This window comes from Anaerozeibacter quisquiliarum, assembly GCF_051162045.1.
Lineage (GTDB): Bacteria > Bacillota > Clostridia > Christensenellales > Aristaeellaceae > Anaerozeibacter > Anaerozeibacter quisquiliarum.
Map to the genome: position 1 here is coordinate 84899 of NZ_JBISDI010000004.1, position 14735 is coordinate 99633.

11 protein-coding genes, 1 pseudogene and 1 CRISPR repeat array are annotated in these 14735 nt (G+C 58.8%); of the genes and pseudogenes, 6 read left to right on the forward strand and 6 right to left on the reverse strand.

The window, feature by feature from the left end:
* Positions 1-38: 38 nt before the first annotated feature.
* Entirely contained in the window at positions 39-1307 is a 1269-nt protein-coding gene (locus ACH6CV_RS02780) for an ABC transporter substrate-binding protein (protein WP_456356637.1), read from the reverse strand.
* 306 nt (positions 1308-1613) lie between these two features.
* On the opposite strand from ACH6CV_RS02780, the gene ACH6CV_RS02785 reads away from it, so the two are divergent.
* From ACH6CV_RS02785 to ACH6CV_RS02795, 3 genes are all read left to right on the forward strand, one after another.
* Positions 1614-2654, forward strand: a complete 1041-nt coding sequence (locus tag ACH6CV_RS02785) for a LacI family DNA-binding transcriptional regulator (protein WP_456356638.1) — start codon at positions 1614-1616, stop codon at positions 2652-2654.
* A gap of 86 nt (positions 2655-2740) precedes the next feature.
* Positions 2741-4102 (forward strand): CRISPR-associated endonuclease Cas3'', encoded by a 1362-nt coding sequence (locus tag ACH6CV_RS02790; RefSeq protein ID WP_456356639.1) that lies wholly within the window; start codon positions 2741-2743, stop codon positions 4100-4102.
* Between the two features lie 334 nt (positions 4103-4436).
* Positions 4437-5791: a CRISPR direct-repeat array (repeat unit 32 nt; unit sequence GTCGCGCCCTACACGGGCGCGTGGATTGAAAT).
* Positions 5792-6076: 285 nt separating this feature from the next.
* Positions 6077-6922 carry a class II fructose-bisphosphate aldolase gene (locus ACH6CV_RS02795; protein ID WP_456356640.1) on the forward strand — a complete coding sequence of 282 codons (846 nt, stop codon included), beginning with the start codon at positions 6077-6079 and terminating at the stop codon, positions 6920-6922.
* A gap of 135 nt (positions 6923-7057) precedes the next feature.
* Here the strand turns inward: ACH6CV_RS02795 and ACH6CV_RS02800 are convergent, their stop codons facing one another.
* On the reverse strand, positions 7058-8422 hold the full coding sequence (locus ACH6CV_RS02800; RefSeq protein ID WP_456356641.1) for a DUF1254 domain-containing protein: 1365 nt from the start codon (positions 8420-8422) through the stop codon (positions 7058-7060).
* Positions 8423-8647: 225 nt separating this feature from the next.
* A complete protein-coding gene (locus ACH6CV_RS02805) occupies positions 8648-9127 on the reverse strand; it encodes a hypothetical protein (protein ID WP_456356642.1) in 480 nt (159 codons plus the stop codon).
* A gap of 670 nt (positions 9128-9797) precedes the next feature.
* Between ACH6CV_RS02805 and ACH6CV_RS02810 the strand changes: the two genes are divergently transcribed.
* Together ACH6CV_RS02810 and ACH6CV_RS02815 are read left to right on the forward strand one after the other, a co-directional pair.
* Positions 9798-9926: an amidase domain-containing protein gene (locus tag ACH6CV_RS02810; protein ID WP_456356643.1), complete on the forward strand. Its 129-nt coding sequence runs from the start codon at positions 9798-9800 to the stop codon at positions 9924-9926.
* 117 nt (positions 9927-10043) lie between these two features.
* A complete protein-coding gene (locus tag ACH6CV_RS02815) occupies positions 10044-10628 on the forward strand; it encodes a hypothetical protein (RefSeq protein WP_456356644.1) in 585 nt (194 codons plus the stop codon).
* A 277-nt stretch (positions 10629-10905) separates the two neighbouring features.
* Here the strand turns inward: ACH6CV_RS02815 and ACH6CV_RS02820 are convergent.
* Positions 10906-11503 (reverse strand): annotated as a pseudogene (locus tag ACH6CV_RS02820) (IS256 family transposase); the annotation flags it as partial.
* Positions 11504-11610: 107 nt separating this feature from the next.
* Here ACH6CV_RS02820 and ACH6CV_RS02825 point away from each other — a divergent pair.
* Positions 11611-11766, forward strand: coding sequence for a YegP family protein (locus ACH6CV_RS02825; RefSeq protein WP_456356645.1), 156 nt, complete (start codon positions 11611-11613; stop codon positions 11764-11766).
* Positions 11767-12746: 980 nt separating this feature from the next.
* Here ACH6CV_RS02825 and ACH6CV_RS02830 read toward each other — a convergent pair.
* Both ACH6CV_RS02830 and ACH6CV_RS02835 read right to left on the reverse strand, forming a co-directional pair.
* Positions 12747-13763, reverse strand: a complete 1017-nt coding sequence (locus ACH6CV_RS02830) for an ABC transporter ATP-binding protein (RefSeq protein WP_456356646.1) — start codon at positions 13761-13763, stop codon at positions 12747-12749.
* On the reverse strand, positions 13764-14735 hold the full coding sequence (locus ACH6CV_RS02835; protein ID WP_456356647.1) for an ABC transporter ATP-binding protein: 972 nt from the start codon (positions 14733-14735) through the stop codon (positions 13764-13766).

The following is a 14735-nucleotide window of genomic DNA, read 5'->3' on the forward strand; positions in this document are numbered from 1 at the left end:
AGATGGGCCGCCCCCTCGATCATTGCTCGAAATCTGTATTACGCGCCCATTTTGAAGGCGACGGTGGCGTCGGCCTCGGCGAACGCCGCGTCGATGTCCGTGCCGGTCAGGATCTGGTGGATGGCGGTGGAGACGGCGTCGCGCGCCTCGTAGTAGTAGGCGCCGGTGGCGTTGGAGGGCACCTTGGCCGCGAAAGCGGTGATGTCGGCGAAAATCTTCTGGCCGCCGAAGAACTCGCTGGGCTCGTTGTACACCGCGCTGTCGCCGGCGGGCAGGTAGGTGGCCAGCGCACCGGAGGCCGGCAGGATGGTCTCATAGAACTTCACGGAGCCGCCGAAGGTGGCCGCCAGGAAGTCGTTGGCCAGCGCATAATTCTTGCTGCCGGCGGACACGCCCCAGGAGGAGCCGCCGTTGTTGGAGTAGTTGGTGCCGCCCTCGATGTCCACCTTCGGGATGTTGGTCAGCGCCCACTTGCCGGCCTGGTCCTTGGCGGTCTGGATGGAGCCCAGAATCCAGCAGCCGTTGATCGTGCCTACGCAGTTGCCGCCGATGAAGGTTCCGATGTAGCCGTCCCAGCCGTTGGCCTCGACGTAGACGCCCTCCTTGACCATGGTGGCGAAGTATTCCGCGACCTTCTTGAGCGCCGCGTTGTCCTTGATGTTGAGCGAGCCGTCCTCCTTGAACAGCGACGCGCCGCAGCTCTGCAGCATAATCATCACGAGGTCGGGCTCGCCGGCGGTGCCGGACAGCATCGGCAGGCCGGTCTTGGCCTTGACGTCCTTGCCGATCTCGATGAAGCGATCCCAGGTGATGTCGGCGAGGTCGGCGATCGTGTAGCCGGCCTTTTCCAGGATGTCTACGCGCATGGCCTGGATCGTGGTGCCGTTGTCAAAGGGCACGCCGTAATTCTTGCCGTCCACGACCGAGTAGGCCACCTTCGCGCCCGGGAACTTCGAGAAGTCCACGCCGCCCGAGGTCAGATCGGCGAACAGATCGGGCAGGTTGATGACGTTCTTCTGAAAGGCGTTGTCCTGGCAGAGGAAGATGTCGGGCATGCCGGAGAGGTCGCCGGACATGGCCATCGTGGTGAGCTTGGTCTGCAGGTCGGGCCACGGAGTATCGACGATGTTGAGCTTGAACTCCGGATGGGCTTCCTGATAGACCTTGGCGGCCTCTCCCATGGCGTACAGGTTGAACGCCGGGTCCCAGCACCACACGGTCAGTTCGTTTGCCGACTGCGCTGAGGCGGCCGCGAGCGGCGAGAGCACGAGGGTAAGCGCGAGCAGGAGCATGAACAGTTTCTTCAAAGAAATTCCCTCCCGATGCTTTATTTCGTACGGGTGCGAGGCCGGCGTCGGCCCTGTCCCGTAAGATACGCGCCAAGCAAATGTAAACCCTTTCTTCTGCGCCCAGATTATAGCATGCCGCGCCCCGTCTGTCAACGGATCATTCATTTTTGGTTTACACATTCGGTAAAACACGCCTCCTCCGTAGTGATCTATTTGCATTCGCGCTGCGATAAATGCAGCATAATGCGCATTTGTTGCCCAATTCGTCCTTGTAAACCCTTTCATTATACTGTATACTAAGGCAAAACTATGGGAGGGATGCAGATGGGCGAGCACATCACGATCTTTGACATCGCGCGGGAGGCGGGGGTTTCGATCGCGACGGTTTCGCGCGTGATTAGCGGCAACGCATCGGTGCGCGCCCAGACCCGCGAGCGCGTGATGGCGGTCGTCACAAAGTACAACTTCCGGCCCAGCATGGTGGCCACGGGCCTGATGCGCAAGAAGACCCACACGATGGGCATCATCCTGCCGCTGCTCGCCAATCCCTTCTATTCTATGATGTGCGTGGCGCTCCAACAGGAGGCCACGCGGCTCAACTACTCGACGCTGCTGTTTCAAATCCCGCGCGGCGCGATCCTTCAGCAGGACTTCCTCGACCAACTGATTGCGCGGCGGCTGGACGGCGTGATCTTCTCGGGCGACGTGACCGACGACGCCTCGAGCGCATCGGCGCTCGAGGGCATATGCAAGCTCAGGCGGCAGATGCCGCTGGTGGCGATCAACCTGCGCGAGATCTGTCCCGAGCTGCCCTGCCTGGTGACCGAGCTCGCCGCCTGTTCTCAGCTGGCCATCCGCCATCTGACAAAGCTCGGCCATATGCGCATCGCGTTGATCGGCGGCATGGGCGCGGCGCAGCTGCCCAACACCCGCGAGCAGGGCTATCTGAACGAGATGGAGCGCCTGGGCCTCGAACCCTACCCGATGACCGCCGGCGAGGACGCGCCCGGCGGCGAAGCCTGCGTCACCGGCCTGTTAGCGCAGTTGAACGGCCGCAAGCCGCCGACCGCGCTCGTCGCCTTCAACGACCTGGTGGCGCTGGGCGCGCTGCGGCAGCTAAAGCGCATGGGCCTGCGCGTGCCGGGCGACATCGCGCTGGTCGGCTGCGACAACCAGTTTTTCGCCCCCTACGCGGCCCCCCCATTAACCACGCTCGACCTGCACATCGAGGAGACCTGCCGCCTGGCGATGAATCTGCTGGTCAGCACCCAGACCGCCAACCTCGACGCCTTCGCCCAGCACTTCGAACCCACGCTGATCGTGCGCTCGTCCTGCGGGTTTATGTCGGAAAAAGGGAAAATTTGACAATAAAGCGTTATGCATTTATAATAGCGGCAACAAGCATCTGTCGGCAATTGAGTTATTCGCGCGACCAAGCGGGAGGCAGCGACATGATGAACGCGCGCTTTCGAAAAACGGATGGAGCGGGGCAGGTGTTGAGCGAGCATTGCCGCGAGGTCGCTTATTTGGCCGGGGGAGCTTTGAGCTCATTAGGGCTTGAGGATACGGGGCGGCTGGTTGGGTTGTTGCATGATATGGGGAAAGCTCCGGTGGCGTTTCAGGACTACCTTGAGATGTCGTACACGCATCCCGAATTGCGGGAACGAGGTTCTGTATTGCACGCTCCGATCGGCGCGATCTTTGCCTACGAGCGGTGGTTTGACGGCGATCCATTTGCGAAGCTGACCGCGCAGGTCATTTCTATGGCGGTTTATGGGCATCACGCGGGATTGCCGGACTGCCTGAATGAGAAGGGCGAGTCGCCCTACTTGAGGTATTTTTCTTCCGAAGAGAAAGAAAAACTGCATTATCGCGAGGCGGTGGGGAATTATCTGCGCGAGATTGCTGGAGCAGATGAGCTAGACAAGCTATTCGCGCGCGCCAAGGCGGAAATCAGCGCCCTGTTTGCTCGGCTCGAATCGGATGCTCAAGCGTTTCAACTGGGCATGATTGCACGAATGGTACTGGGCGCGCTGGTAGATGCCGACCGCTGGGACAGCGCTTGTTTTGAGCATGGCGCCGACCCTCTCGCGCCCGGCGAACCGCCTCCGGATTGGGCGGAGTTGCTCGCGCGGCTCGAAGCGCACTTGTCGAAATTCACGGATCCTTCTACGCTTAACGATATCCGTACGCGCATCTCGCGAGAGTGCTTGGGCTGCGCGAGTCTACCGCCGGGCATATTCACCCTGACGGTGCCGACTGGCGGCGGCAAGACCTTTTCCACGCTGCGCTACGCGCTCGCACATGCCGATGGTGCGCATATGCGCCGCATCTTCTACGTGATTCCCTTCAACACCATCCTCGACCAGAACGCGGCGGACATCCGCGAGGCACTGAACAACTACGAGGGCATACTCGAACACCACTCGGGCGTCGTGCGAAACAACGAGGACGAGGAAGCGGCATACCGGCTGCTGACCGAGCGCTGGGACAGCCCCATCGTGCTGACCTCCATGGTGCAATTCCTGAACACCCTCTACCGAAAGGAAAACTCGGACGCGCGTCGGATGGGCGCGCTCGCACACTCGGTGTTGATCTTCGACGAAGTCCAGGCGCTGCCCAAGCGTTGCACGCACCTGTTTGAGCAGGCAATACGCTTCCTCGTGCGCTTCTGCGGCTGCACCGTGGTCCTGTGCACCGCGACGCAGCCCCGACTCGACTTGCCCGCCCAGCCGATGATCGGCGAGGTGTCGAAGCTCTTCGAGGATATGCAGCGCGTGCGTTACGTCGATCAATCCCGCATAATCCGTTGATTCTCTAGTGTAAGCGCTGAAGAAATCCCGCGCACGGTGGGGGCTGAACTTCCGCCATTTCGCGCCCGCAAAATCCTCGTAGTAGCGCTGCTACACCTTCAGCTTTTGCGAGCGCGATCTGACGAAAATTCTCCTTGTCAGCCAACGCCCGAATGAATCAGCGGTTGCTTGGTGTGCGAACCCCGCCGCCCAGAGAATCCCCCGGAGATTCGCACCAAAATTGGCGCGAAAATACGCATCCGTCCCGGTCCATCCACCCGTCTTCAGTCTCTCGCTCCCCGAAATCTGGTTATATGTAACAAAATCAACAAGTCCCCCTCCAGGCAGTAATGCTGTCGCGCCCTACACGGGCGCGTGGATTGAAATCGCAGAGAAAGTGAGGTGTACACATGGAGAAAGCGTCGCGCCCTACACGGGCGCGTGGATTGAAATATCCGAGTAGACCGGTTCTACGCAAGCAGTCAGAGTCGCGCCCTACACGGGCGCGTGGATTGAAATATCGTGCAGCAGCCGGTACAGCGGATGATCTATCGTCGCGCCCTACACGGGCGCGTGGATTGAAATGTCGTTCGTGTCGATCCGCAGGTGTCGTTTCAGGTCGCGCCCTACACGGGCGCGTGGATTGAAATGTGTTCCATCTGGCCGATGCGCAGCAGGCGTTCCGTCGCGCCCTACACGGGCGCGTGGATTGAAATAGCGCGTGAGCAGCCGGTTTGGATTGTACTAACCGTCGCGCCCTACACGGGCGCGTGGATTGAAATGCCCGATGCGTTAATCACTGCCGCCAGCTCCCGGTCGCGCCCTACACGGGCGCGTGGATTGAAATCAAGAGCAACGCAACCACCGCAGAGGGCGGAATGGTCGCGCCCTACACGGGCGCGTGGATTGAAATGTTGCCGGCGGCGTCCAGCGGCTTGAACGCAAACGTCGCGCCCTACACGGGCGCGTGGATTGAAATGAATACCGGATCAAGGGGCACCACCCCGCTCCCGTCGCGCCCTACACGGGCGCGTGGATTGAAATCGACGACCAGCACTTCGGGAACGCAAAGCATCTGCAAGTCGCGCCCTACACGGGCGCGTGGATTGAAATATTTGCACAGAAACGCTGATGCCGAAGAACATGAGTCGCGCCCTACACGGGCGCGTGGATTGAAATACCACGAATGCCGGCGCGTTTTCTTCGACGACAGTCGCGCCCTACACGGGCGCGTGGATTGAAATAACCTGGTCTTGCCGCGCGGCCTGCAGGGACTGATCGTCGCGCCCTACACGGGCGCGTGGATTGAAATAACTTGACCAACGGCGTCCTGATCCCGGACAGCGGTCGCGCCCTACACGGGCGCGTGGATTGAAATTGACGCTTTTTGAGGGACGTTTTGCCGGGAAGCCGTCGCGCCCTACACGGGCGCGTGGATTGAAATATTGGTTCTGCGGATGGAACGCCGTTCGGCTTTGGGTCGCGCCCTACACGGGCGCGTGGATTGAAATGGTGTAATTCTTCGTGTTGTAGCTCACGCGATTCGTCGCGCCCTACACGGGCGCGTGGATTGAAATAGCGGCGCGGTCTTGCCCGTCTTGCTACGGATCGGTCGCGCCCTACACGGGCGCGTGGATTGAAATGCGCAGGGTTTCCGCCATCGCTACCCGCCTCCAACGTCGCGCCCTACACGGGCGCGTGGATTGAAATAAGGCCTACAACCGGTACTTCTACCTGTATTACCAGACGATGCAGAAGTTCTGCGCCGCGGGGCACCCCGACTTTTTCGATTTGCAACTGTCTGTGCAGGAAGCACTCCGCGAATATCTGCGAAAGAAAATGCAGCTTTGTAAAATGACGGTGTGACGGTAAGAAGGCAATGGGGAACGGCGAAACGCCTGCCGGGAAAAGACGGGCGATCGGCTCAAGGAAACAGGATTGTCTTCTCGCGCAAGCCCTTCGGACGTGGGAGAACAAGCTATGGAGGGATGTTGCATGCTGGTTACGAGTAAGGTAATGCTTCTTTCCGCACAAAGCAGCAAGTATGCTGTGGGCGCATTCAACATCGAGAACATGGAAATGGCGCAGGCCGTCATTGAGGCTGCCCAGGAGGCGAAGGCCCCGGTCATCCTGCAGACCACGCCCGGCACCCTAAAATACGCGGGCCCGGCGGTCTTCGCCGGGATGGTCGGCGCGCTGGCGCGGCAGGCGAGCGTTCCGGTGGCGCTGCACCTGGATCACGGCAGCAGCTTTGAACTGGCCGTGAAGGCGCTGGACGCCGGGTACACCTCGGTGATGATCGACGGCTCCGCGCTGCCCCTCGAGGACAACATCCGTCTGACCCGGCGCGTGGCGGAGGCGGGCGCGACACTGGGCATCCCGGTGGAGGCCGAACTGGGAAAGGTGGGCGGCAAGGAGGACGACCTCGCCGCCGACGCCGACACCAACACCGATCCCCAGGAGGCCGAGCGCTTCGCGCGCGAGACGGGGATCGACTCTCTGGCGGTAGCCATCGGCACCGCGCACGGGTTCTATGTGGGTACGCCGGTATTGGATAAGGCGCGGCTCGGCGAGATCCGCAAGCTCGTCCCGATCCCGCTGGTGCTGCACGGCGCGTCCGGGCTGCACGACAAAGACGTCCGGGATTGCATCGCGCTTGGCATCTGCAAGGTGAACTTTGCCACCGAGCTGCGCGCCGCCTTCACCGACGGCGTGAAACAGGCGCTCGCGGCGACACCCGACCTGTACGATCCCAAGAAGATGGGCGTCAAGGCCAGGGACAACGTGCGCCGCCTGGTGATTGAGAAGATCAAGATGTGCGGTGCAGACGGCAGGGCTTGACGATCCGGCATCTTAATTCCGATATGGAAAGCACGCCGGCCGATTGGGGCAACACCGCGCAAAGAGTAAAAGGGGGAAGGTGGCGGTAGGAAGCGGAATGGTTCCCCGCCTGCTATCCGGAGAGGAAACGGAAGTCTACACAGACGCGGGTAACTGTACGGTAATCACGGGTGGCTGCCAATGGTCCAAACCCGCCATGTCGGGTAAGTACACGCGCATGTATAGGTGGAAGTTTTCCTTAGAGACAGGGAGCCAATTGTTCGTATTTTGCGGCTCGTTTATGGAAAGGATAACATCCAGCGAGCCGTCGTCGTTCATCATGAGGTCGGAACGATCATTGAGGCAGTAACGGTTGAGCGGATTGGCGATCAGGAAATCGTCGCTTCCGTAGGCGGTTATGGACCAGAATCCGCCTTCCAGTGTCGGCGGCAGAGAATCGAAGTGCAGGACATAGGTCTTTTCGCCGGTCAGCGCGTCGCCGTTCTCGTCCAGATCGGTCTTGGGATAGATGGCAATATCGACCGTGTTCGCGCCCAGCCCGCCGAGCGCCACCATGGCGCGGTACGCATAAGCCGTGCCAAAATCGCCAATGGGCGCGCCAAAGTACTTCCACGAGCCGAGCGTCAGCATATATTCCCGCCCCGCAGCCACGAGCTTCGCGCGCAGACCGGTAAGCAGTTCGCGCCATTGCGCCGCGCGGTCGCCGGGCAGCTGCTCCGCGTCAAATTGAAGACCGGGGCCGATGTTCAGCTTCGCGAAGGAAGCCACCACCTCGGAGTCCTCTTGCGCAGGCGGATTGTCCGCGATCAGGCGGTTCGCCGTGTCAAAGAAGGTCTGCATGTCCATGGACAGCACCGCCTGAACGGGAACGATATCGTTTTGCGCGCGGTACTCGCCCTTGAGCGGAAGGTATTCCGCGCCGCTTTCATAGGCGCTCAGGGGCAGCAGCTTCATGCCGTCCTGAATCTCCCGCACGGCAGGAAGATCGCCGTCGCCGTTGAGCACAATGAGGGCTATGATCCAGACCATACTCGTCGGCACATCCACGCGGGTCACGCCGTCCGGCAGCGTGCCTTCCCAGTCGGGCAAAGTGAACGCATAGGTTCCGGCCTGATCCAGCAGCGCCGGCGTGTTCGTCCATGCGTCAAGCACCTGCACCGTGAAGAAGCGGTTCGCCTCGGGCATCGCATACACCATCGGCTCCGCGCTGATGTCCAGCCACGCCTGCGTGTAGATCGTGTCCACGTTGGGCGTAACGACCATCTTGGACTCGGCGTCTGCCAGCCGTTGGCTGTGGATCAGTTGATTGATCGGCGCGTGCCCTGCCAGATCGGGTGCTTCCACATTGGTGGCGGCTGTCTTCGTCGCGTCCATGATGACGAGCGGAAATGCATAGGTATACGCATCGCCCAGCAACGTCCACGCCTCAGTTTCCCCGCTTTGCGCCAGTGCGCCGTTCGCGAGGGAGCAAATCAACAGCGCCGAAAACCACTTTTTCATCCGAATGTCTCCCGTCAAATCCCGATTTCCCGGGCATTTCGATGGCGGCAGTATACCACATCGATCCACATGACGCAAGATACGGAGGCCAGCCCGATACAGACCGGTCTTTATAGCCTGCTGTTTTATCGCCGTCAGACCCGCAAGCGCGTTACGCCTTACGAATGAAGGATTAAGTTCCCCATGTGTTCCTTTGCTTTCTGCTTATACCACGCATCCTACAAGTCAAGTCGGCGCAGGGCAATCGCTTACGGCCGCATCCGAAAGCGATTGCGCTGAAGTCAGCGGATGAAAGCACAGCACCGCGCGCCCGCCGGGCAGTTGCGCAACCTCCGGCCGGCGGCGGCACGCGTCGCTCGCGTAGGGGCACCGGGGCGCGAACTTGCAGCCGCCCGGCATCGGCACCTCGGCGCAGCCGAACAGCCCCAGCAGCACCGGGGCCAGGTAGTAGGACGCGCGCATCTTGCATGCCAGATCACGTGGCGGGCTGTACTTGTCGACCGTCGTCGGATCGACGCGCAGCGTGCCGTCTGTAAACTCCACGCCCGCGCCCAGCCACCTGAGCATTTCGATGAGCACGTGCACATCCTCGATGTCGGGCATGTTTTCGATGGTGCACGGCGAATGCGCGAGCAGCACCGCCGGGATCAGCGCGACCGCGGCGTTTTTGCCGCCGCTGACCGCCACCTCGCCCGCGAGGCGCACCCCCCCTGAATCAAGAGCCTTTCACACATATCATATCGAACGCCGGCTGAGCCGGCCACCCCTCGGATAAATCATACCATTGGCATCGGCGCGAACCCATACCAATCGAGCATAGGAACGCGTTCATCAGGCGTCCGCGCTTCAATTCTATGTATTATAGCCCATTTACCCGCGCGATCATGTTAAGTCAAGACAGGGAGCAGCCAACGCGTACGGACGTCGGGCATATGCTGCACATTGCGATAAAAATGAGCGGATCAACCACCTCTCCCTCAAAAGACGCAACGCCCGTGGGAAAGATCTTTGCGCGGTTCTCCCATGATTTGATCGTCTTTATCCCCGTGCGACGATACGCTCTATGACGATAATGCATCCATTCCAATGTAAAACTTGCTCACGTTGATCGTGTGGTAAATGGTGTTCGAGTCATCTGGGCGTTACGTATAGAAACTTGCGTACCTTGTAAATAGGCCAATCGTGAAATCATTATCATTAAACTTATTTAAATATGTACGTTTATATATTAGGTTAAGTTATCTTTAAATTTCCCGTGGAAGAGTTGAAAAAATTTGGTTTTTATAGTAATGTAAATAAAAAGTAAAAATTGAAAATGAAAGATCTTCACGATTCTAAGAAGCAATACATTTGAGTATTTTTGAATTATCAACATGTGGATGCAGAAAGATACGCTATGAAATATTGTAAAAATCCAAACTCAAGATACAAGTATTTTTCAAATGGTGATTGCACTATTTTGTATCTCAATGCCTCAAAGCGGGTAATATGCCAAATGATGTAAATGGAACATACAAGTGGGCCTGGCAAGACAAGCAGACCTTTACCAAATGCCAAGGCATTGACGGTGAGCGTTTTATAATAAGGTTCGATCTTAATATGGGATATGAGGTGAAATTCAATGAAGAAAATTCGACGCGTGCTGGCCATTGTTGTAATTGCGTCTTTGTCTTTATCGGTAAGTTCATTTGCCAACAATACTGTGTGGGAACGTTTCATGCGCAACAATTTCGATGTGATTGCAATCGGTGAAATCATTGGCATAAGCAAAAGTGGTTATGAGATTTATGTAGACGGCACCATTGTTAGTGCGCGCGGAGATCGGGAGCAATTGCATCCGGAAGCCATGCAATTGGTACTCGTTGATCCCGGCCAGATTTATGTTGGAAATGGAAATGTGATATGTCAGGCGGGGGATTATGTGCTTGCTGCCGCTGTAAAAAAGAAGAACGCGGATTACTATGAGGGGTATATGTATAAAGTTGATGACTTGGACAAAGCGTCCCTGAAATTGGATATTCACGACAGAGCTTCTGCGTCATTTTTGCTGGAAGTTGCAATGATTGAAGACTTTATCCACTCAGATGGTCAGAACACAGAATTCGGGACGCGCGTATCCAGCGATGGAAAGACCATGCAGGCATTACGTTACAAAGACAAAAGTCATAGGGATGCCGAAGTGATATTTGAAGTAGACAACCGCTGATTTACTCGGGGTATATGATTTATGGCCATGTTTTCATTCCCGCTCCCTTCCCGGGGGCGTATACAAATGTGCGATCGCGGTTCCCTGGCGGGCTGCGCCTTAAGACCTTTGCGCTGCGGCCCAATCCATTGGTCGTGTGAAGGTTATTTCGCACATTAGTGGGGGGCAACCCGACCGGTGGTCGGATAGCAGCAGCGGGGATCACCGTCGCAGTCGTAGTAATTCCTGTGGATCTATGGGAAACGCAGAGCGCGTTTTCCATCATATCCACAGGATGTCAGGCGAGGATTTCCGCCAAGTCGAATTTGGATAGCTTATCCATGCACAGGTAGCGCTTCTCGCCCCAACTGCTGGCCGAGACGTGCCGAAGCCTTGCACAGACCAGCATCAACGTCGAGTTGCCGTCTGGGAACGCGACGACAACCCGCGTACGCCGCCGGATCTCCATCATGATCCGCTCAATCCCGTTGTTCGTTCGGATGCGCGTCCAATGCTCTCTTGGGAAGTCCATATAGGTCAGCGTTTCCTCCATGCCCTTTTCGAGTTTGTCCGCCGCTTCCTTAAGCTTCATGGATCTGAGCTTGCCCACCACCGATTTGGCCTTATCCCGTGCGCTTTGCTTGTCCTCCTGCGCGTAGATCGCATTGAGCATCGCCGCCACTTCCTTCACCTTTCCGTGCGGCGTCACAGAGAACATGTTGCGGTAGAAGTGAACCACGCACCGCTGGTATTTCGCCTCGGGGAATACATTGCCCAACGCGTCCACCAATCCAAGACACTTGTCCCACAAACAATTGTGTGCCCGAAAGCCCATGTTCCTTGAGGTGCCGCAGGAAGTTCGTCCAGCTCGCCGTGTCCTCCTTCGCTTTCTGCTTATACCATGTATTCTAATCATTGACAGTATCTAATATATAGATTATAATACAATGTAGAATGTAAAAATACAGGGCGATGGTTATCCCCTATGCAAGGAGGTGAAATTATGGAAGATAGATGGGAGTTCTATCAGGACGCTGCCGGGCAGTGGCGTTGGAGAAGAATCGCGCCAAATGGCAAGATCGTAGGCGCCTCTTCGGAAGGGTTTTCATCCAAACAGGCCTGCGTAGAAAACGCAAAGAGAAACGGGTATCCAGGATAAGAATCTTTGGATCACCATCGACTGAAACGCTGGAAGCCAGAGTGTATTTGCGCTTGCACCAAGGCTTCCAGCGTCTTTGCAGGTTGTTCTTTGATAAGGTTTTCATCCCGGAACATCAACCCATCAGGGCATGTCCGGGAATGCATAGGGGTACGCATCAGGCGAGGAAGCGGGAAGCGAGTGGCATTACCCCGATACTGCTTGAGTTGCTGAAAGAAACACTCGACCAGGTGGCGCTCCTTGGAAAGGGACCGGTCGCAAGGCATGGTTCCTTATTTGTCTTGGGCGGGATACAGTAATCCGCGCCTGACGTGGCGATGCATCGCGGATGCCTTTGAGCCGTGAGCCTTGTCCGTAAGCACGAGGGTTCCATCCGGCGGCACGGCCGACAGCGACACTTCCGCATCCCTGCAATCGTGGAAGTTGCCCGCCGACAAGTGAATGTGGGTCGGATTGCCCAGGCCGTCAACGTCCGCTTGGATTTTCGTCGTCTTTCCGCCCCGGCCGACCCCGATATGCCCGTGTACTTCCCAGTTTACCGCCCCGCACAGAACCCCGTTCAGAATTGGCCGGCGTCGCTCCTCGGCCTTCCCAGTTATCCATCCTGCCGCTCTGGAAAGTACTTCCTGAGCCGCTCCCACTTTGAATCCGTGATCTCATGCCGCCTTACCTCATATCCCTTACTCGACATGACATTCAGAAAATCCTTTTGGTTATACATATTCATCGGAGTGAGTATCCATACCCTCTAGGTAAGCGCCGATTAAAGCACGTGTGCGGTGGCACGCTGAATTTTCGTCAGATTGCGCTTGCAAAATCTGAAGGCGTAGCGGCGCTGCGTCGAGGATTTTGCAGGCGCAAGATGGCGCAAAGGCAGCCGCCCCCGCGCGTGGGATTTGATCGGCGGTTACCTGGGACGCGCGCCAACCGGCGCCTACCCAAATGCCCTCAATGTCCGACATGTTTGACAAACCTACAAGTCAAGTCGGCGCAGGGCAATCGCTTACGGCCGCATCCGAAAGCGACTGCGCTGAAGTCAGCGGATGAAAGCACAGCACCGCGCGCCCGCCGGGCAGTTGCGTAACCTCCGGCCGGCGGCGGCACGCGTCGTTCGCGTAGGGGCACCGGGGCGCGAACTTGCAGCCGCTGATCGCGTATTCCCGATCCTCCATGTCGGGCATGCACACCGCATCGTCCCACTTGCCGCCCACCCGCGGTACCGAGTTCATCAGCAGCGCCGTGTACGGGTGCGCGGGGGCGCCCATGATCGCCTTGGCCGGGCCGTACTCGACGAGCCCGCCGCGGTACAGCGTGGCGATGTAGTCCGACACGTAGTACGCCGTCGACAAATCGTGCGTGATGTAGATGAACGACACGCGATACTCGTCCTTCAGCGACTTGAACAGGTTGATGATGTTCATCTTCATCGACGCGTCGATGGCCGCCACCGGCTCGTCGGCGACGATCAGCTTGGGCCGCGGGATCAGCGCGCGCGCGATGCTGACGCGCTGCAGCTCGCCGCCGGAGAACTGGGTCGGGTACTTGCCCTTCACGACCGCCAGAGACAGGCCGACGCTGCGCAGCACCTCATCCACGCGCCGCTCGGCCTCCTTGTGCGAGCGGCAGAGCTTCAGTCGCAGCGCCGTATTGAACAGGTAGGTGTCCACGGTCTTGCGCATTGAAAACGACTCGTAAGGATTCTGGAAGATCGGCTGCACGTCCAGACGGAACCGGTCGGGGTCGTACGATTTTCTGTCGGCGTAGTCGTTGCCCATGAGCGCGATGCGTCCGGCGCTGGGCCGGTGCAGGCGCAGGATCAGCTTGCACAGCGTGGACTTGCCGCAGCCCGATTCGCCGACGACCGACAGGATGACGGGCGCGTCGTTCGCGATCTCGAGCGACACGTCGTCCACAGCCGTGAGCTTCTTGCCCATCAGCATGCCGCCGATCTTAAATTCCTTGCTGACGCGATCGACTTCGAGCAGCTTGACGCCCATCTACCGCACCTCCCCCGTCAGCAAATGGCAGGCCGCGAAGCGGCCGGGCACGATCTCCTCGAATTTTGGCGCGACCTGCCGGCATACCTCCCTGGCCTCGGGGCATCGGGGCGCGAACCGGCAGCCCGGCGGCGGGTCGGTCAGCGCCGGCGGACGGCCCGGGATGCCGACCTTCGGGTTTGCATCGCCCACGCGGGGCAGCGCGCCGATCAGCATCCGGGTGTACGGATGGATCGGGGCGTCGAAGATGGCCTTTGTGGAGCCCAGCTCGGCGACGCTGCCCGAGTACATGATGGCCATGCGATCGGTGATCTGGTAGTGCACGCCCATATCGTGGCTGACCAGCACCAGCGCGTTGCCGTGCTGGCGCTGCAGCCGCGTCAGCATCATCAAGATGCCCCGCTGCACCACCACGTCCAGCGCCGTGGTGGGTTCGTCGGCCAGCACCACGTTGGGGTTCATGAACGTGGCGAGCGCGATGATTACGCGCTGGCGCATGCCGCCCGACAGCTGGAACGGGAACGCCTCCAGCACATCCGGGTTAAGGCTCAACGCCTCCAAATACTGCGCCACGCGCCGAAGCGTCTGCCGCTCGGTCTTGGGGTTCCGGTCTTCCTTGGGGATGGAGTCGAGGAACTGGCGCTTCAGCCGCGCGATGGGGTTCAGCACGCTCTGGGCGGCCTGTGGGATGTAGGAGATGTGGTTCCACCAGGTCTTGCGGATCTCGCCGGTGCCGAAGCCAAACGGCCTGCCGGCCTTTTCGCCGCTCAGGGTCACGCTGCCCTGATCCAGTTGCAGCGGGAACTCGACGATGTCGTACAGCGCCTTGAGCAGCGTGGTCTTGCCGCAGCCCGACTCGCCCGCAATGCCAAAAATCTCGTCGTCATGAACCTGGAAGCAAATGTCGTTCACAACGCGCACATCGCCGTCGATGGTCTTGTAGGAGGCCGACAGATGATCGACGTTCAGCAT

What these genes read in the sequence shown, in the direction of transcription:
- ACH6CV_RS02790 (WP_456356639.1), top strand. Translation starts at nt 2,741, where the DNA reads ATGATGAACGCGCGCTTTCGAAAAACGGATGGAGCGGGGCAGGTGTTG.
- ACH6CV_RS02830 (WP_456356646.1), bottom strand. Translation starts at nt 13,763, where the DNA reads ATGGGCGTCAAGCTGCTCGAAGTCGATCGCGTCAGCAAGGAATTTAAG.
- ACH6CV_RS02825 (WP_456356645.1), top strand. Translation starts at nt 11,611, where the DNA reads ATGGAAGATAGATGGGAGTTCTATCAGGACGCTGCCGGGCAGTGGCGT.
- ACH6CV_RS02785 (WP_456356638.1), top strand. Translation starts at nt 1,614, where the DNA reads ATGGGCGAGCACATCACGATCTTTGACATCGCGCGGGAGGCGGGGGTT.
- ACH6CV_RS02795 (WP_456356640.1), top strand. Translation starts at nt 6,077, where the DNA reads ATGCTGGTTACGAGTAAGGTAATGCTTCTTTCCGCACAAAGCAGCAAG.
- ACH6CV_RS02800 (WP_456356641.1), bottom strand. Translation starts at nt 8,422, where the DNA reads ATGAAAAAGTGGTTTTCGGCGCTGTTGATTTGCTCCCTCGCGAACGGC.
- ACH6CV_RS02815 (WP_456356644.1), top strand. Translation starts at nt 10,044, where the DNA reads ATGAAGAAAATTCGACGCGTGCTGGCCATTGTTGTAATTGCGTCTTTG.
- ACH6CV_RS02835 (WP_456356647.1), bottom strand. Translation starts at nt 14,735, where the DNA reads ATGCTGAACGTCGATCATCTGTCGGCCTCCTACAAGACCATCGACGGC.